Origin of the sequence: Thermomonas sp., from assembly GCF_046293095.1 — a bacterium.
GTDB lineage: Bacteria > Pseudomonadota > Gammaproteobacteria > Xanthomonadales > Xanthomonadaceae > Thermomonas.
This window is the reverse complement of the sequence record NZ_JBKBPN010000009.1, coordinates 24,556-42,511: the sequence shown is the minus strand read 5'-3', so window position 1 is coordinate 42,511 and position 17,956 is coordinate 24,556. Positions and strand designations below refer to the sequence as shown.

Here is a 17,956-nt window from a genome sequence, read left to right as displayed (position 1 = left end):
CAAGCCGCAGCCAGCGCCAGGGCGCGTCCATGCCCAAGCGACGGCAGGGCACGACGAACGGCCGGGGCGTGGGGGCATCGGGTGGCGTGGCGGACGGGGACGTCATCAACGCGACGCTACCTGTAGCCGCGCGCGATAAATCGCCCGGCTGGGTGAGATAAACGCGGCCGCCGGCGAATTGCCGTAGCCGCAAAGTAATTTCACGGGGCGTAATCATACAGCCGACTCGCGCCGGGCCGGGGCGGCGGCCGGTGAAGCCGCCGAGAGTGCCGCCCGATCGAAGGCCGGCTCCCACGTGGCCAGCGCCTCGTCCTGCGGGGCCATGACCAAGCGCCCGGCGGTCACGTCATCGAGAACCCGGCCGAGCAGCCGCAGGCCCATCGGGCCGAGATCCCGCCGCCACAGCGAATCGGCCGTGTCGCCGTCCCGGACATGGCACCAGTCCTGCGCCGCGATCGGACCGCCGTCGGCCCGGTCGTTCATCCAGTAGACCGTGCCGCCGGCGAACTGGTCGCGCATGTGGATCGTCCATCGCACAGCGTCGCGGCCGCGGTGCCGCGGCAGGAGGCTTGGGTGGTAGCCGATGGCGCCGAAGCGCGCCACCCGCCGGGCGCCGCCGGTGATGTAGCTGTGTGAATGGGCCGCCACAATCAAATCTGTGCCGGGCGGCACCCACGAAGCCGCCAGAATGCGCCCAGGATCGGCGACCGGGACGCCCGCCGCTACCGCCGCGAGGTGCAGGCGGTCGCCCACCGGCGCGGCGACAGAGGCCACGTCGTGCCCCTTTTCCAGCAACAGCGCCAGCGCGCCGGCGCCCAGCCACTTCTGCCCGATCAGCATCACGCGCATGCCGCGCCCTCCCCGAGGTACCGAAAGCCCTGGACCGCGCGGAAGTGCCCCCCATAGCCGGCGCCGGTGAACGCCATGCGCCCGCGTGCGGCCGCACGCGCCATCGACTCCTTGCACTTCGTGCGGTTGTCGCCGACCAGGGCACCGCTGACCTGCGTCCAGCGCGGGTCGCGTCGCAGGGCCGCACAAAGCCCCGGGTGGCTGGTGTGGAACAGCGTGGGCACGCAGATGCCGTGGCGGTTCTGGCCAGCCCGCCAGCGCTCGCAGACGGCCTGCAGGAAGCGCAGGCCAATGCCGGCGCCCTGCCACTCCGGCATTACCACCAGGCGGCACGCGCGCGCCTCGACCATCCCCGGACGCGTGCTGACGGCCACGTGGGCGACCGGCTGGCCATCCACCGCGGCCACGTAGTACGTCGCCGCGATCATCGCCGGCAGCTTCAGATAGTGGTGAGGCTCAAACGCCGGCCATTGATGGCGGTCGGTCTCCCAGAGCTCGAACGAGATCGGCGGGCGTCGCCGAAGTCGCCTCCCGGCTTCCGCCCGCTCGAACGTGCCCTTGGCCGTGTCGAAGATCCAGTCCGGCTCCACCCAATCCAGCACGTCGTAGTGGCAGCTGAGCAGCACAGCCTGGCCGGCGCCGCGCCGCCACGCCTTGGCGAAGGCCATCGCACCGATGCGGGCAATCTGGCGGTCCACCACGCTGCTGAACTCGTCGACCACGGCGCGCGCCGGTCGCTCGGCAATCAGCCTGGCCAGATCCGCCCGGAAGCGCTCGCCATTGCTCAGCACGTGATAGGGGCGCAGCCACGCCGGCACCGATCCAAGGCCGACGGCGGACAACGCGGCGGGCACCGAATCGAACTCTGACGCCGGCGCGATCGCATCGACGATGGGCGCATCCTTCGGCCAGCGTGGCCGCCAGACCGCGCGCGGGCCGAACAACTGGCGGCCGATGCTGGTCTTGCCGGATCCGGAAGGCCCGACCACCACGCCAACGCGCCAGTCGCTGTCGTCGATCGGCAGGTCGGCCTCGAGCGCGAAGTTGGCCCCGCTGTCGCAGTTGAACAGCGACTTCACCCGAGCGGCGCGGTAGCTGTCGAAGTCGGAGCAGCTGTGGTTGACCGAGATCTTCATACGGTCACCACCTTGAGTTGCTTGAACCCCGCGCGCTGCAGGCGCCTGTAGGCGGCTTCCTGGGCGCGCTCGCTGTCGCAGATCACCACGATGCCGAACTGCTGTCTGTAGCGGTACCGGTTGCGCCCCGGCGACGCCTTGGCGCCGCTCAGGCTGGCCCCGGTGGGTTGGTCTTTCTGCACAGTCTCACCTCCTGCGATGGTCATCGCCGAGGATGTCTGCGCTCTCGGGAGCGGCAGGGCCTCGGCCAATTCCACGCGGTGAGATCGCGTGCGTTGCGGCGGCGGGTCGATGCTTGCCGGCATCGGCTCGCCGCCCTGTTTTCGTGATTCTCGCGTGGCACGGCTTGGAAAGTGAAATCGGCGGGGGTATAGAGTCGCCCCATGAGCACCGCCTACAAGCCCGAGATCGACGGTCTGCGCGCTATCGCGGTCCTCGCCGTGGTGGGGTTCCACGCGGGCTTCGGGCCGCCGGCCGGGTTCGTGGGCGTGGACGTGTTCTTCGTGATCTCGGGCTACCTGATCACCCGGATGCTGCGCCAGGAGGTCTTGGCGCACCAGCGTATCGACATCATCGACTTCTACGCGCGCCGCGCGCGTCGCATCCTGCCGGCGCTGCTGGTGGTCACCGTGGCCACGCTGCTGGCCAGCGCAGCGCTGCTGCCGCCGGCCGAGCTGCGGCAGACCGTCCAGGCCGGCGCGGCCGCCTTCGCGTTCGCCGCCAACGTCTTCTTCGCCACCGCCGCAAACGGCTACTTCGACCCGGAAGCCCACGCCAATCCGCTGCTTCATCTGTGGTCGATCGGCGTGGAGGAACAGTTCTACCTCGCATGGCCGCTGGTGGTGCTGCTGGCGCGGCGCCGGCCGGCGCTGGTGTTCGGCCTGATCGCGGCCGCCTCGTTCGCCGCGGCCGAATGGCTGCTGGCGCACGGGCAGGATCGCGCGGCCTTCTATCAAGCCCCGATGCGCGCCTGGGAACTGGCGGCCGGCGGCCTGGTTGCAGTGAACCGCATTCCGGCCCGGCCGTGGGTGGCGCCGCTCGGCATCGTGGTGGTCCTGGTCGCGTGCCTGGTGCCGCTTGCGCGCTTCCCCGGCACCGGCGCGCTGTTGCCGGTGGTAGGCGCCAGCATGGTGATCGCCGGCGTCCACGCGGGGCAGCGCAACGCATTGTTGGCCTCGCGGCCGCTGGTGCTGGTCGGGCTGGTCTCCTATTCGCTCTACCTGTGGCACTGGCCAGTCATGGTGCTGGGCAAGGCCCTGCCGGTGTGGCTGCAAGTCGCCGCGGCACTGGCGGCGGCCGCCGCGTCCTACCGTTGGATCGAGCAGCCGCTGCGGCGCACTTGGGTGCGGCCGGCGCGCCAAACGGTCGCTGCTGCAACCTCCGCGATCGCCGTGCTGTGCGCTTCGGCGCTCGTGCTGGCCAGCGAGCTGCCAAAGCCCACGCCCGCCAAGGAACAGGCCGCGGCCACCAGGGCACGGCTGATTCCGATCTACGACATGGGCTGCGACGGCTGGTATGAAAGCGCGCAGGTGGTGCCGTGCGTCTTCGGAGACAAGGATGGCGAGCGCACCGTGGTCATGCTGGGAGACAGCGTCGTAATGCAATGGTTCCCGGCCGTGCGCCGGATCTTCGACAGGCCGGGGTGGCGCCTGGTGGTGCTGACCAAATCCTCTTGCCCGATGGTCGACGCGGCGTTCTACTACGAGCGGATTGGTGGGGTCTTCACCAAGTGCGCAGAGTGGCGAGATGGCGCGCTGCAATGGCTAGACCGGCATCACCCCGATCTCGTCATCACCGGATCGGCGAACAGCTACGGGTTCAGCGGTGAACAGTGGGTGGCGGGCACCCGCAGCGTTCTTGAGCGCGCCGCTGCGGCTGCTGGAAGCGTGGCCCTCATGCGATCCACGCCGCTGCTGCGGGTCAATGGCCAAGAGGCCTATGACAACGTCCGCCGGTGGGAACTCGAGGCCATGCGCGGGATTCCCAACGTCTCGGCGGTGGACATGAATCCGTTCGTTTGCCCGGCCGGCGCCTGCGATAGGGCCGCGTACTTTGATCGTCGGCACATCGCCGCGGCGCTCGCTGAATCCTTGACGCCGCACCTGGACGCAAGGTTTCGACGCCTGGTGCCAGGCACAGCCGAGCCTATTCCTGGGCAACTCGCTGAGTAGACGGCCCGCCTGGCTGGTCTAGCAGTGAGGTATCACAAAGCCAAGGGGCCTGGAGGCGGAGAAAAAGCGGCCCCTCCCGGATATTGGCAGAAGCCCTTCTCAACCTTCAGGTCGTCTAGGTAGGCGTAAAGACGGTTGTTGTTGACCGGACCGGTCAGAGCCCACAGCGCGCCAACCACGCAAGGGACGTTAGGTGCATTGGCGGATCCGGAGATCGAACGACTGGCCACCTGCACGCCATTCCGATACAGACGCAGCATGGAGCCATCCCTCACCCAAGCATAGTGGGCCATGCTAGCTGTCGGGACGACGCCGGAATCATTCAGCACGTACGAGTCGATATTGGTATCAATGGCGAACTGCAAAATGTTCGTTGTGTCCCCTTTCACAATTCTCCAGCCGCGAGTGCCGCCGATTGAGTCAAGACAGATCACCGGACCGTAATAAGGCGTCGTACTTATCCAACGCACCCAAAATTGGATTGTGAAATCCCCGCTGCCGAAGGCGAAGTCATCGCTGTAAGGCGTGGTGAGGTAGCCGTTGGCATTGGTGATGTAAGGGAATTTCCCGCACCCCGTTCCGTACTTTTTGTTGGCTGCGTCGATCGTCGGTCCGGCGGTTGGTGTCCACACCTTACCCGTTTCATCAGTGAACACCGTGCTGCCATCTGCTCCATCGAAATGCAAGAGGGATGCTGTTGTGCTCCCGGCGGGAGGCGCAGTCGACACCGCGCCAAACCGCCGCATCATCTCCCACGGCTTCACGGCTGCACCTGCGCGTACATGCAGTAGAGCGTGTCGTCGGCGGCGACGTACTTCACGCCCAGGTAGTGCCGCTTCCCGGCGATGGTTGCCGCGGGCAACGTGCCCATGCGGTTGGCGTATTTGCTGCCCCAGGTGAGCGCGCGGGAGGCGCCGTTATCGATCAGCTCGATGGTGAAGCCGTCGCCGTCGCGCATCGCGCTGCTGGGGTTCGCGATGGTCAGCGCGGCGGTCAATGCGGGCGGGCGGAGTTCATCGGTGTCGCCGGCGGGCGTGATCACCCCGCTCACGATCTCCGTGACGATCTTCGACTTGGTTGCGAAGTCGCGCAGGTCATCCGGCGTGAGGTGGATGTCCTCTTCCTCGGCTACCGTGCCGCCGCCTTCCTTTGTGCCGCCCGCCATGCTGGTTGCGGGCATGCGCTCCGTTCCGGCCAGCGCAGCCAGCTTGCCCTTGTCTTTCCAACGTACAGCCATGTCAGAGATCCTCGTATTGGTTGCCAAGCTCGTCGACGTAGCCTTGAGCGTCTTCGTCGACGTAGGGCTCGGGGGTAATCGGCACGCCGCCAGATACCGCGCACTCCGCGACGTAGCCCTGCCAGCTGGCGAGGCCTCCCTCGATCGCGTAGCAGGTGACCTGCACGAAGCCGTCGCCTGGCGGCGTGTATTCCGCCGACAGCGTGGGCGGTGCCACGGTCTGGATTGTTGGCGCGCCCCACGGGTCGCCGCTGGTTGCGCGGAAGCGCCACTCCACCACCACCGCCCAGCCGGCGGGCGCGGTGGTGCCGGCGGCGAAGTGGTCCACCAGCAGGTCGGCCTGCAGGTCGCGGTTGCGGGGAACCCAGCTCAGGGTGAGTGCCATCAGTCCACCACCGCGTCAGTGACGCGCACGTTGATCGCGCGGAGCTTGGCTGCCTTGCCGGTGGCCGCGCGCAGGCTTGCGCAGAGGTGCCAGGTCACGCCGGCGATCTCCGGCACGCGGATCCACACCTCGCGCTGCGTGAAGTCGCCGCGCTGGTAGGAGCAGCCCAGGATGGGCGCAGCGGCGTAGGTGCCGGCCACGGTGTCCTTGGCGATGATGCCCAGCGCCACGCCGTTCTGCGTCACGCCGCTGGCGGCGGCGGGGTCGTCGCTCCAGAAATCGGCGGTGATGCCCACGTACTTGCCGACGGCGTCGGCCAAGTCGATCGGATCATCGCAGATGACGTTCTGGTAGGTGCGCTGCGCGCCCGTGGGCGACATCGCCAGCACGCCGGCGGTTGCCGACAGCGTGGGCGAGCCCGCATCCGCCGCGGGCTGCAGCGTCCAGCCGGTGAGCCCGGTATCGAAGGCAAGGTGCGCCAAGGTTTGCGCGGTCGCGGCCGGGTCGATCTTGGTGGCGTACAGGTAGCACTTGTCGAACCACCCCGCGCTCGGCACGTCCAGCCCGGAGGATTTCTCAAACACCACCATCGGTGTGGCGTACTTCGCAACGTGTTGCCCGGTGGGCAGCACCTTCACCTCCTTGTCGAACCACCCGCTGCCGGCCAGGTTCTTGGTCACGGTCAGCGCGCCGGGGGCGTCAAACGGGCCCTCGTAGTTGAGCGCCTTGACGGAGCTCGTGCTCAAGCCAGTGAAGAACCCTACCGTCACGCGCATACCGGGCTCTGCCTGCATGGAAGCGCTGAGCTGGAGCTCGTAGCGCGGCAGCGGCTGGCTCGGCATCCGGTAGGTCTGCGAGTAGTAATAGAGGTCCGTTCCGGTGCCGGCGTACCGAGCGCGGTTGCCTCCGGCGCCGTCGCTCTCCAGGCTCCACTCAGGACCTGGCGCCGCGCCACTTGCCGTGGACCACGGGGCCAGCGAATCGGCCCCGGCGAAGTCGCCATCCGCGATCAGTGAGGTGGACGGGCTGTGCGGCGGTAGGGGCAGCGCGTAGGGCGCATCATCGGCAAAGCCGCCATTCGGCCCCAGCGCGGTGGAAGCCGGCGTGCCCTCCGGCGTCACCGCTGGGCCCGTGGAGGGAATGGCGCCGCCGCCGGGGTCTGCGCCGCCGCCAGCGCCGCCACCACCGCCACCGCCCGCGCCCGGGTCTACGGTGGACGCTTCGAAGATTGAAACGCCGTTGAGTTGCAGTTGCGCGGGCGGGTAAGGCCGTGCCAGCCGACGCGCAAAGGTCAGCGGCAGCGTTGTGGCGTCCGCATCGGCCAGCAGCTTGCTCCCCGTGCGCGGCAGCAATTTGATGTCGATGGCTTCGCCGTCGGTGTATTCCGTGGGGTCGGCGGCGGCCGCGGAGGCGTAGAAGTAGATCCGGGTGCCGGCAAGGTGCAACGCGGGCACGGTGTCGGCGCAGCCGCGGCCCAGGGCGATGGTGTTGGCGCCGGTGTCGATCGCATCCACACGGCACCACTCCGCGCCGACAATGCATGCGCTGCCAACTTCCACGCCGGCCAGGCCGGCTGCGCTGACCAGCGCGATGGCCGTCTGCTGCTGCGGGGGCAGGTCCGCCGCCAGCGTGGCGATCTTGCAGAAGTCGCCGGTGGCGGTGTTGGCGAAACCCGCGCCGGCGTCCACGCGCATGGTGAAGTCCAGCATGCCGCCGGGGTTGGCGGCCACGCCCACCGCGAAGCCTGCATCGCCGGCCAGGGCATCGAACTCCGCGGCAGGCAGCGCGGCCACCACGTCGACGTAGGGCGCCTCGAATACCAGCTGCGCAGTGGCCGGTACCGGCTCGGTGGGCGGCCGGGTGTCCACGCCCTGCTCGGTTTCGGTGTAGACCGTGGTCGGCAGGCTGTAGATGTCCTGCGTGGCCTTGATCTGCACCGCGCCGGACTTGAGCGAGCCGTCGTTGACTTCGGCCAACAGGCACACCATGTCGGCAATGCCGCGCTTCGGCGACTGCAGGCGGAAGTAGGTGTTGCGGCGCCAGCCGGCGGTCTTGCGGGTCGTGACCAGGTTGAACACGCGGGTGGGCGTGCAGCGGGCCAGCAGCTCGCGGTTGGCCACGCGGTTGGCCAGTGCGTCGGTGGGCAGCTCCGGGAATTCGTAGGTCTGGTGGATCGTGCCGAATTCGGCCACCAGCCCCATCGCGCGCAGCGGCGGCGTGGTGATGGCTTCCTTCCGCTGCGGGTCGAAGTACTTCACGCTGACCGAGTTGACCGCCTCATCCAGGACGGTGGGCACTTCCTCGAAGCTGACGATGTCGTCGTCGGTGAGGGCGGGCAGATCGGCCAGCGTGTACTGGCCGTTGGCGATGTCGATGTACCACTGGCCGTCGGCGCGGTTCTGGATCCAGCTGCAGCCGGCCACGCGCTCGATGCGGCGAATGAACTCGGCGGCGCTCTCCTTGTCCGGGTAGCGAAGCGTGCAGATGCCGAAGCCCTGCGCATAGAACCAGTCGGCCGCGGCCTGCGCGCTGGCGGCGTTGACCGTGGCCAGCGGCTGCGCGCCGCAGTGCTCCTGCGTGTGCGCCCAGACGATGGCGTGGGCGGGGTTTTCGGCGAAAAGTGCTTCGCCTGAAACGGATGAGTTATTGGGGCCTATGGAGTTGACCCCGGACACCCACATGTAAACCGTGCCAAGCGAAGAGGCCACAGGGAAAGCGGCGGTAACATCCCAAGAGTAGCCCTCAGGTGCAAAAGGCGGAACATCGTCCGTTGTCAGGATCACCGCGCCTAGTACGCCGCTATAGAACTTCACCAGGGCGGTTTCGTTAATCTGCCAGCCGCGCGAAATGAGATTGAGCGCAACCTCAGAATCGCCCTCGGCATGCAGTTTTATGAAGCCAAGGCCTGACTCGTTTTCCCTCCAGAACCAGAACGCCTCGTCCAACAACGTGTAGTCCAGCCCGTGCGCTTCCGCAAGCTCGACTGTGCAAATGGACGGCGCACTCACAGCCGCGACGATCTCGACCCTCCTGCCGATGTTGTATCCGAGTTCAGGAGGAACACCTGGACCACCGCCGCCACTACCACCGAGCGGTACCGCCGCCTTTGCCTCATACCAGCACCCGGCATCCCAGCCCTGCTTGATCCGCTCGAGCTTGTACGCGCGCTTTTGGGGCCACGGGTTGTTGGCGCCATAGCGGGCGCCCTCGAGGGCGACGGTGGCGATGCCGCGCCAGGCGACGGTCTGGTTGCCGAACGCGCCGGTCAGGTAGGCGTTGGGCAACTGGTCGGCCTCGCCGAACATCACCGCCAGCGGGCCCACCACGCCGCCCTGGTCTTTCTCGCCGCCCCACAGGTCGGGCTGGTTGATGCTGATGGTGGTGCTGGCGGTGATGCGACCGGACCACGCCGTCTTGGTGCCGGGGCGGAACTCCAGGAAGGCGTCCAGCGGGCCCAGGCACAGGCCATCGTGGAGCGCCACTTCCCACCAGTAGCCGGTAGTGACCTTTTTGTTCTTACCGCCCATCGCGCTGTGCCTCCGTGCGCTGGATCTCCAGCAGTTGCTCCACGAACGGCCCGCCGATGCGCGCCACCACTTCCACTGGCAAGCCCTCGCTGGCCAGCACGCGCAGATCCACGCCGTGCTGCGCGCACCACGCGCGGATGCCGGCCGTGCAGGTCACGCCGCGGCCTCGCAGCTGTCGCACGTGACGCATGTGGATGCGGGCGGTCACTTCTTGCCCCCGCTCTTGATCGGCACGCGGTCGACGACCTTGTAGGCCAGCATGAATTCGTCCTCGATCCAGACCGTGCCGTGGGCCTCGGGCACCGCGCGGCCGTCTTCGACCGTCGGCATGTCGGCTTCGGCGGGCTTCGGCGTCTCGATCTTCGGTCGCAGCGCGTAGGCGATGACCGCAGAGACGATGGCGATCACGAGCTGTACGACCCACCAGACCACAGCCTGCGCCGGCTCCGGGCGGGCCTCCGGAAACGCCGCGGCAACCGCCATCCGCACGATCTGTACCAACAGCACCAGCAGCGCCGCCGCGAACGCCCACAGCTGCGCGTGGATGCCGGCGTCGGTGTCCAGATACCAGTAGCGCAGGCGCAGCGTGTGGAGATCCACGAGGGCACGCAAGCGCTCAGACGGGCGGCACTTCTCGATCAGCCCCATGACATCGAGCCTCCCTGGTGCGGGTTCTCGATCGGCTCATAGATCGCGCCGCTGTAGTGCAGCTCCGGGTCGCCACGGCGTGCGGCGCAAGCGGCGAACGTGCCGGGGCAGTTCGGCAGCACGGTAACGGCCAGGCCATTGGCCAGCCCCTGGCCGCCGTACAGCAGGCGCACTTCGCTGCCGCTGTGGTGGACGATGGTGCGGCGCTCAACGATCCCGTTGGGCCGCGTCCACGACAGCCAGCCCTGCAGCAGCGAATGCGGCGCGGTGGCGAACTCAGCTGCAGTGAGGGTCAGGCCGGTGGCGCCGGTGAGTACTGCGGCGATGGTGAAGGCGGCGGGGTTCAGATTGCAGCCGCGGACGCCGGTGGAATACACGGTCTTGGAGCAGCTCCGCTGGAACTTCATGCCCTGGTTGCGCGCTTCGCCCCGGCTGTTGCCGGGCACGCAGGTGAGCTCCAGCTCCACGTCGGTGAACTTCGGCTGGCGAACCTCGCCGGACCAGTCATGGTTCAGCGCGCCGGCGGCGTCCAGCGTGTAACAGGAGACGCGCACCACGCTGCTGGGCACGTATGGGTGCCACACGTCGCCCAGCGACTGTGTGGCCGGCAGCATGCCCACCGGGGCCGCGCTGTCCCGCAGGTAATCCATGCGGATCTTCAGCTTGTCCTGGGCGCGCTCGTTGTTCTGCTTGATCTCGTCGCGCTCGATCCCGCCGGGCTGCCACACGGAATCGCCAACCGTCACCACACGGTCTGCCTGAGCGAACAGCCACACCATGTTCTGCAGCTGGAAGCGGAACAGCCGCACGCCCCTGCCGCCGAACCTAGACATCCGGCACCACCGCTTGCCACCCGTGGGTGGCGGTGGCCGTGCCGTCGGCGTCGGTGACGTGGGTGATTTCCACGCTGTCGCCGGCCAGCGTGGCCAGCGCCATGAACGACACCTGCCGGATCTGCGCCGGCGCAATCGCCCCGGCGCCCAGCGCGGCCGACAGCGTCAGGGTTTCGGTTGCCCCGGCCTCTACGGCGTCGGTGATGCGCCGGTAATGGACGGTGCCGTCGACCAGCTCTATGCGCAGGTCGCGGCGGTTATGGCGGCCCTTGCCCAGCTGGGTGTAGCCGGCCCACTCGACGCTCAGTGCCGTGCTGCCGCCGGCAATCGCGGCCGCCGGGATCAGGTCGGCGGCGAAGCTGGGCAGCCATACCGGCGTTGCGCGGCCCGCCAGCAGGTAGAGCAGCGAGCGGTGCCAGGTGTGGCGCGCGCGGCCCACCAGCTTCCACGCAGTGCTCTGGGCGCGCAGCGCCTGGTCGGCCAGGTCGTAGGCGAAGGGCAGCGCGCCGGGATAGTTCGAGCCCTGGCGCAGCCGGGCGTAGGACGCGGTAGGCGCCTCGCTTTCATCCGGCCGTGCTTCCAGCACCGGGTGGGTCAGGTACAGCGGCAGCGAGCCTAGCGCGGGCCAGTCGCAGGGCTCGTCGATGTCGAAGGCCAGCTTGCGTCGACTCGCTTGGTCGGTGAGCAGGCGTTCTTCGGAGCCGTCCTGGACGCGCGCGCGGCGAACGGGGTACAGGCGAGTGCCCACCGGCCAGTTGCCCGCAAGGGCGCCGGACAGGGCCAGCCCGGCGGGATCGATCTCGCTGATCCACACCAGCTCCCAATGCGTCGGCGACGCCCACAGTACCGCGCGGCCGCCGGCCACGAAGTCGAAGCCGTCCGTCCTGCAGGCGATGTAATCGTCGCCTGCGTCCACCGCCGACGTGAGGCGCTGCACATCGTGGAAGACCGGCAACAGCCATGCGCCGCGATGGCCGGCCAGGAGCGCGTCGGCCATCTGCCGATCGCCGCGCCGTGCGGCCGCAACCTCGAAGGTGAAGGACCTCTGCGGGCCGAGCTGGTAGGCCTCGTGCACGGACACGCCGGTAGCGCTGGCCACGTTCACGCTGGTGCCCCACGCCAGCCCTTCGGTGACGGGCTCGTTCCAGTCCGGCGTCAGCGGCCAGAGGCGCCCATCGCCGGCGGGGCTCGCGCCGCCGCCGCTGCTGCCACCGCCGGCGGCAAGGATGTCGTCGTCCACCCACACTTCGATGAAGTGCGACCAGGCCGTGTCGGTTTCATCTGCGGGGAGGTGCACTTCGCCCGTGTAGGAGCCCCGGTAGACGAAGTACTGCATGGGGGTGTCCACTTCGACCTGCGCCGGGGTCCACTCCATCACTGGATCATTGCTTGGCATCGACGGGTCGGGTTCGCCGTCAACGTAGGGCGCTGCCAGATTCTTCTGGATGAACGGCTGCGGCATGACCGGGCTGTGGTAAACCACAAAGTACGCCGGCGAGTACCAGAGCCCTTCCTTGCCCGCTGAGTCGGCAGCCTCGTAACTCTCCACCGTGACCCGATATTTGACCTGCCTGCTCGGGTAGTGGTTGCTGCCCACGCGAATGCTGTAGGACGCGGACACGTTGTCCCGGCTGGTGGCCGCGTAGGTCACCCTGCTGTTGCGCATGTTGATGTGCACGTCAGGGTTCTGCGAATTCGCGTAGAACGCCGCGCGGTAGGCCGCCTGGCCAATCGGCACCCAGGGCATCAGCCGTTCCCCCAGCTGGCCTGAATCGCCTGGCCGTTGTCGCCGATGGTGGCGACCATCATCTTCTCGGCCGCGGGGTGGTTGAGGATCGCCGCGCGCAGCTGGTCGATGTCCTGATAGAGGTACGCGCGCATCGAGGCCTGCTGATGCACCGAGGGCGCGGGCGGCGCCTGCAGGCGGACGAGCGGCTCGGCACGCTCCGCTGGCATCACCAGCCCGCCCTCGGCGTATCCGTTGTGGATAGCGTGGCGCAGCGCGTAGAAGCCCGCCGGGCCGCCCAGCGCCCGCATGTCCTCCTGGCTCAACACGCCTTCGCCCTTGTGGACGATGCCGGCGGGCTGGTACTTGCCGCCTGGGCCGGTATAGCCGCCGTCGGCGTAACCCCCGGGGCGGAAGTTGGCGCCGGACAGGATGGCGGTGATCTGCGCGCCCTGTGCGAACGCCGCGGCGATCAGCGGCAGGTTCTGCGGGAAGCCGACCTTGCTGGCCTCGGCCACGTTCTGCGCCAGCGCCACGGCGGCCTGCGCAACGGCGAAGCCCTTGGAGATCGCGAACAGCACCTGGTAGGCGCGCGACTGCTCGCCGGCGGCGTTGTAGGCGATCTGCGCCATCGAATCGAAGATCGAGGCGGTGGCCGCCAGCTGCATCTGGTGCTGGGCCTGCGTCAGCTCCTGCAGGCGCGCGGCGTGCTCGATGCGGGCGCGCTCTTCCTGCGCGTCCCACTGCGCGTTGAGCGCCGCGTTCTCGGCCCGGCCTTGCGCCACGATGTCCTGCTGCTTCTGATACCAGTCCTGCAGGCGCTGCAGATACCCATCGAACTGCGTCTGGTCGCCCAGCAGGCCGGTCAGGTCGTCCTGCCCTGCATATGGCGACTGGAACTTCGGCGCCTTGGTGTACGCGCCATCGAAGATGCGCGCCAGCTGCGCCTGGTACTCCGGCACCAGCTTTTCGCCGCCCACGCGCAGCGCGTCGTTGAGGGTCTTCACCTGGTCGGTGATCTGCTGCAGCGTGCTTTCCACCGGGGTGGCCAGCTCCGCGCGCAGGCGATCGTAGGCGCGGCGCGCGTCCTCGTCGGCCTTGGCCTTCTTCTCGGCCTCTTCGCGCTCTGCTCGCCGGGCGTCCAGCAGCTTGGCCTGGTCGATCAGCTGTTGCTGGGTCGCCGCGCTGGCCAGCTTGTAGGCGCCGTTCTCCACCTCGTAGCGGACGCGGGCTTCCTCGCTGACGCGCTTTTCGCCGTCGGCGAGGGCGCCGGCCAGGGCGATCTGCCTTTCGAGGTTGGCCAGCTCGCGGGCGGCGGCCTCCTGGTCCTTCTGCGCTTCGGTCTTGTCGCCCTTGCGCCCCTTCGGCAGGCTTTCCTTGTAGCGGGCGCGGGCCTGCGCGATCTGCGCCTCGATCTCGGCGTCGTTCTTCCCCAGCGCGACGCCGGTCTTGCGGATCTCGACGATCTCCGCTTCCAGCTTCTGCTCCTTGCTGAGGTTGGACTGCTGCAGGCGCGCCCATTCCTGCTCGGCCTGCTTGCGGTCCTTGTCGCGCTTTCGCTCGGCTTCGGAGTCCACCGCGCCGGCAACCGATGCCACCTGGCCGGGCTGGGCCGGCTCAGCCTGGTACAGGGCGCGGATGGCGCTGATGCCCGCAGTGGGGCCGAACTTCATGTACCAGGGCAGCTCGTTGAACTTGGCCCCGGCGGCGGCTAGGAACTCGGCGAAGTTCTTGGTTTCCTCCCATGCAGATGCAGCGCCCTCCTTGGCGTCCTGCCACATACGGGCAAGGTGCGGCCGCGCCACTTCGGCCGCGTCGGCGATGTCGTCCAAGCGGTCGGCGTAAATCCGCGCGCCCTCGGCGACGGCGTCCTGCTCGCGGCCTTCCTCGACCAGGGCCCGCACGCGCTCCAGCTGCGCTTCGGTGAGGAAGTGCTCGGTCTCGTTGAGCTTCAGCAGGGCCTCGACCGGCGACTTGGCGATCGCTTCGAACTTCTCGACGGTGGTGTCGATGCTCTGGCCAACCGCAGCCTCCATGCGCGCGGCCACCGTTGCCACGCGCTCGAACTGTTCGCCGGTGATTCGTCCGCTCTGGGCCACCGCCAACAGCGCGTCGCGCGCGCCGCCTTCGGTCACGCCCTGCAGCTCGGCCAGCTTCCCCACCATCGCATCCACGCTGGCGGCGGTGGTGTTGACGTAATTGCCGGTGGTGAGCAGCGCGTCGTTGACGGCCTTCTCGTCCTGCGCGACTTCGTACAGAGCCATGCCCAGCACCGCAAATGCGGCGGCGCCGGCGGAGACGGCCGCAACCATCGGCGTGATGGTGCCCAGCAGCGCCCGGCCCGCCGGCACGATGCCGCCCCACGCATCGCGCAGCTGGCCGCCCTGCTGGATCGCCACCATGAAGACGGACTGGCCGCTGGCCAGGCCGGTCACGATGTCGGTGATCTGCATGGGCAGCTGGCGCTGCGCGTTGCGCAGCTCGCCGGCGGTCATGGCGGCGCGCTGTTGGATGGCCGAGGTCTTCTGCGTCGCGGCGCCCAGCGCGGTCTGCGCGGTGCTGGCCGCCTTCGCGGCTGCCGCGTTGGCCTGGTTGGCGGCGCTGCTCTTGCCGGAGGCGGTGGCCGCGGCGTTGAGGCCCTGGGCGGCGTTCTGGCCGGCGCCCTTCACCCCGTCCAGCGAACCGCTCAGCGCATCGACTTCCTTCGCCGCACCGTCCAGGTCGGCGGCAATGCGCAGCGCGACGTCAAGGGTGCGGGTGTTCACGGCGGGTCAGTCCTCAAGGTCGTGGAGCAGCTTCTGGGCGCGGTCGCCGCCGCTCATGGCGGCGTTGGTGTCCGAAATGCGGATGCGGCGCTCCCGGCGTTCGCGGGCCTGTTCCTCGGCGAAGAACGCGTTGACCTGGCGGCGGGTGAAGCGGCGGCCGATCTCGTCCGGGGTGCGGCCGTAGTTGGCGCGGATCAGGGTTGCGTAGAGCCGGATGGCGCCGACCGGCTTGCCTCCGCCAGCCGGCGCTCGCGGAAGCGGCGGATAAAAAAACCGGCGTTCGCCCCCCACCAGGCGGCCATCAGGGCATCGCCCTCAATGTCGTCCAGCGTGGCCACGAAGCGGCAGTTCTCGGCCACCTGCGCGGAGAATGCCTGCAGCTGCCCGGGGTCTTCCGGGTACGGCGTGAACGCCTGCGCCATGAGCCACTGCAGGGTGGTTGCGTGCGCGGTGAACACCTCGCGCACCTGCGCCGCGGATGGCGGCGCGGAGGCGCGATCGAACAGGCCGTACAGCGCTTCCAGCAGGTCGCGGATGCCGGGCTGCAGGTTCAGGCCCTCGATGTAGCCGTACTCGCGCAGCGTCAGCAGCCGGCCGCGCAGGCGGATGCTGCGCTCGGGGTGCAGGATGTCCAGCTCGGCGGCGGCCTGGGCGGCGGCCGCCGCCGCAGCGTCGGCGGCGGCGCGTTCCTGCGCCGACGCCGTCGCTTCCTTCCGGCTGATCTTCTTGGCCATCAGGCGGCGCTCAGCACGAACTTGCCCAGCGGGAAGTTCGGGTCGGTGCCGCTGAACAGCGCCTCGCCCGACAGTTCCATCGTGCCCACGCCGTCGTTGTTGATCAGCGGCAGCGATGCGATCGGGCTGTTGGTGTGGCGCGGGATCTCCAGGTACGCGCGCGACTTGCTGATCGTTTCGATGCCGTCGAAGACCAGGAAGTGGTCGTCCGGCCGGGTGGTGAGCAGCGACAGCGCGTTGCTCTCCGCGTGGCTGTAGCTGGCCTTGATCGGCTGGGTCAGCCCGGTCAGGTCCAGGATCTGGCCGTGGCCGGCGAACGCCGAGACCTGGGCGTAGTGGGTGCCGGCGACCAGCGCCACCGGCGTGCCGGTGGAATCGACCAGCGACCACGCCGAGGTGTTCTGCTTGTCCAGGGCGAAGTAGTCGCCGACCAGCAGGCCGGTCGGCAGCTCTTCGCCGCTGACCGTGCCGGTGGCGACGGTATAGCGGCTGGCCCACAGCGCGGAGACCAGATTCTCCAGGGCGAACCCATGCAGCGTGTAGGCCGTCTTGATGCCCTTCTCGACCTCGAAGATCAGGTCCTTCATCTTGTTGCCGGAGTGCGATTCCTTGATCGACTCCTCGCTCACTTCGATGGACAGGTCGAACTTGGGCACGTTCTGGAACCAGAGGCCGGCGCCCTTGCTGCCGTCCGGGTTGCGCTTGAACTTGCTCAGGCGGCCCTGCAGCGAGAAATACTTGGTCACGGTGGACATTACTTCGCCTCCTTCTTCGGGGCTTCAGCGGCGGCCGGCTTGGCGATGTTGTTGGCCACCATCCATGCCGCGGTGTGCTCGTCCACGGTCAGCGGCGTGCCCTTGGCGACGGGCTGGCCGGCGTGGGTGTGGTTGTCCGCCGTGATGACCACGGTGGTTTGCTTCGGATCGTTCACGGGGTGATCTCCGGTTGGATGAAGTGGCGGGTCTGCCAGCGGTCGGCCCACAATGCGACGCCGGCGTCGTAATCCTCGAGGTCGCCGCCGACCAACTGCAGCTGCGCGGCGCCGGGGACGTCCGGTGTCCACCCCAGCAGGTGGTTGCGCACAATGCCGACCTGGGCGTTGAGCTCATCGCGCAGCTCGTCGCCGGCCAGGCCGCGGTGGTTGCGGAACGCCATGACCACGCCGACGCCGACCTGCATCAGCTGGCCGATGTCGGACTGCTCGCCCGGCATGCTCATGCCGGTATCGGTGCGCATGGCCGATTCCCTGGCCAGCAGCACGTAGGCGCAGGGCGCGGGGAAGTCCTGCAGCGAGCGGATCTTGGCGTAGGCGCCGCGGCCCTCGACCAGGCGCAGGCCGTCCGGCTTGACTGCGCGCGTGCGCAGGCGGGCGATGATCGGGCCGACGTCGAAGGGCGCGGCGCTCACGTGCCGAAGTCCTTCAGCGTGTCCATCGAGAACACGCGGGCGGGGCCGCAGAAGGCGGGCGCGCCGCTGCTGGGCGGCGCCAGCGGGTCCTCGACGCCCAGGCTGAACTTGCCGTCGCGGACTTCCTGCAGCAGGCGGATCGCCTCCTTGTAGTCGCGCACCACCGGGTCGGTCTTTTCCTCGGTGCCGAAGCGTTCCTTGTGCAGCAGGTAGCGGCCGATCCACTGCGCCCACACCGACACCACCTCCGGCACCGGCAACAGCGGCACGGTGTACGGCACCGGCTTGCGCATGCGCAGGTAGCCATCGATCAGCGCGTCGGCGCTGTCCAGCGCGCGCCCGATGACCACCACAGCGGCCTGCGCCGCGGCCACGTCGTCCGGGTCCATGCTGGTGGTGCCGGCGCCGCGCAGCACCGCATCCATCACCTCGTCGGCGGGGATGCGCAGGCGCTCCGGCGTGGCGGCTTGCGCCAGCTCGCGGGCGAGCTTGGCATCGGCAAGTTGGACGAGGGTGCAATACATGGGCGCGGGCTCTG

The 17,956-nt window shown here is 68.7% G+C and carries 18 protein-coding genes; 1 reads left to right on the top strand and 17 read right to left on the bottom strand.

The genetic code is table 11. The annotated features are described in order from the left end of the window. Positions 1-213: 213 nt before the first annotated feature. Genes ACK4SG_RS12800 through ACK4SG_RS12790 form a run of 3 tightly spaced genes read right to left on the bottom strand, consistent with a single transcriptional unit; the run spans position 214 to position 2,191 of the window. Positions 214-849, bottom strand: a complete 636-nt coding sequence (locus ACK4SG_RS12800) for a formyltransferase family protein (protein WP_409602323.1) — start codon at positions 847-849, stop codon at positions 214-216. Beyond that, positions 840-1,985 (bottom strand): GNAT family N-acetyltransferase, encoded by a 1,146-nt coding sequence (locus tag ACK4SG_RS12795; protein WP_409602321.1) that lies wholly within the window; start codon positions 1,983-1,985, stop codon positions 840-842. Before ACK4SG_RS12795 ends, ACK4SG_RS12800 begins: the two co-directional genes overlap by 10 nt. Continuing rightward, the gene (locus tag ACK4SG_RS12790; RefSeq protein ID WP_409602319.1) at positions 1,982-2,191 is read right to left on the bottom strand and encodes a hypothetical protein; all 210 of its coding nucleotides are present in this window, start codon (positions 2,189-2,191) and stop codon (positions 1,982-1,984) included. Before ACK4SG_RS12790 ends, ACK4SG_RS12795 begins: the two co-directional genes overlap by 4 nt. Positions 2,192-2,368: 177 nt before the next feature. Here ACK4SG_RS12790 and ACK4SG_RS12785 point away from each other — a divergent pair, with 177 nt between their 5' ends. Beyond that, positions 2,369-4,156, top strand: a complete 1,788-nt coding sequence (locus ACK4SG_RS12785; RefSeq protein ID WP_409602317.1) for an acyltransferase family protein — start codon at positions 2,369-2,371, stop codon at positions 4,154-4,156. A 32-nt stretch (positions 4,157-4,188) separates the two neighbouring features. Here the strand turns inward: ACK4SG_RS12785 and ACK4SG_RS12780 are convergent, their stop codons facing one another. The 14 genes from ACK4SG_RS12780 to ACK4SG_RS12715 form a co-directional block, all read right to left on the bottom strand. Continuing rightward, entirely contained in the window at positions 4,189-4,920 is a 732-nt protein-coding gene (locus ACK4SG_RS12780; RefSeq protein WP_409602315.1) for a LamG domain-containing protein, read from the bottom strand. After that, the gene (locus tag ACK4SG_RS12775) at positions 4,917-5,393 is read right to left on the bottom strand and encodes a hypothetical protein (RefSeq protein WP_409602313.1); all 477 of its coding nucleotides are present in this window, start codon (positions 5,391-5,393) and stop codon (positions 4,917-4,919) included. The genes ACK4SG_RS12780 and ACK4SG_RS12775 overlap by 4 nt, the downstream gene beginning before the upstream one ends. 1 nt (position 5,394) lies before the next feature. Then, positions 5,395-5,778, bottom strand: a complete 384-nt coding sequence (locus ACK4SG_RS12770; RefSeq protein WP_409602311.1) for a hypothetical protein — start codon at positions 5,776-5,778, stop codon at positions 5,395-5,397. Then, positions 5,778-9,305, bottom strand: coding sequence for a hypothetical protein (locus ACK4SG_RS12765; protein WP_409602309.1), 3,528 nt, complete (start codon positions 9,303-9,305; stop codon positions 5,778-5,780). Before ACK4SG_RS12765 ends, ACK4SG_RS12770 begins: the two co-directional genes overlap by 1 nt. Next, positions 9,295-9,513 (bottom strand): hypothetical protein, encoded by a 219-nt coding sequence (locus tag ACK4SG_RS12760; protein WP_409602307.1) that lies wholly within the window; start codon positions 9,511-9,513, stop codon positions 9,295-9,297. Before ACK4SG_RS12760 ends, ACK4SG_RS12765 begins: the two co-directional genes overlap by 11 nt. Next, entirely contained in the window at positions 9,510-9,953 is a 444-nt protein-coding gene (locus ACK4SG_RS12755; protein WP_409602305.1) for a hypothetical protein, read from the bottom strand. The genes ACK4SG_RS12760 and ACK4SG_RS12755 overlap by 4 nt, the downstream gene beginning before the upstream one ends. Continuing rightward, a complete protein-coding gene (locus ACK4SG_RS12750) occupies positions 9,944-10,786 on the bottom strand; it encodes a phage BR0599 family protein (RefSeq protein WP_409602303.1) in 843 nt (280 codons plus the stop codon). The genes ACK4SG_RS12755 and ACK4SG_RS12750 overlap by 10 nt, the downstream gene beginning before the upstream one ends. Continuing rightward, on the bottom strand, positions 10,779-12,533 hold the full coding sequence (locus ACK4SG_RS12745; RefSeq protein WP_409602301.1) for a hypothetical protein: 1,755 nt from the start codon (positions 12,531-12,533) through the stop codon (positions 10,779-10,781). Before ACK4SG_RS12745 ends, ACK4SG_RS12750 begins: the two co-directional genes overlap by 8 nt. Then, positions 12,533-15,277: a phage tail length tape measure family protein gene (locus ACK4SG_RS12740; protein WP_409602299.1), complete on the bottom strand. Its 2,745-nt coding sequence runs from the start codon at positions 15,275-15,277 to the stop codon at positions 12,533-12,535. The genes ACK4SG_RS12745 and ACK4SG_RS12740 overlap by 1 nt, the downstream gene beginning before the upstream one ends. Positions 15,278-15,471: 194 nt before the next feature. Beyond that, positions 15,472-16,011: a DUF6631 family protein gene (locus tag ACK4SG_RS12735; RefSeq protein WP_409602297.1), complete on the bottom strand. Its 540-nt coding sequence runs from the start codon at positions 16,009-16,011 to the stop codon at positions 15,472-15,474. Continuing rightward, positions 16,011-16,766, bottom strand: a complete 756-nt coding sequence (locus ACK4SG_RS12730; protein ID WP_409602295.1) for a hypothetical protein — start codon at positions 16,764-16,766, stop codon at positions 16,011-16,013. Before ACK4SG_RS12730 ends, ACK4SG_RS12735 begins: the two co-directional genes overlap by 1 nt. Continuing rightward, entirely contained in the window at positions 16,766-16,942 is a 177-nt protein-coding gene (locus ACK4SG_RS12725; protein ID WP_409602293.1) for a hypothetical protein, read from the bottom strand. Before ACK4SG_RS12725 ends, ACK4SG_RS12730 begins: the two co-directional genes overlap by 1 nt. Then, positions 16,939-17,418, bottom strand: a complete 480-nt coding sequence (locus ACK4SG_RS12720; protein WP_409602291.1) for a hypothetical protein — start codon at positions 17,416-17,418, stop codon at positions 16,939-16,941. Before ACK4SG_RS12720 ends, ACK4SG_RS12725 begins: the two co-directional genes overlap by 4 nt. Continuing rightward, a complete protein-coding gene (locus tag ACK4SG_RS12715) occupies positions 17,415-17,942 on the bottom strand; it encodes a gp436 family protein (protein ID WP_409602289.1) in 528 nt (175 codons plus the stop codon). Before ACK4SG_RS12715 ends, ACK4SG_RS12720 begins: the two co-directional genes overlap by 4 nt. Positions 17,943-17,956: the final 14 nt, after the last annotated feature.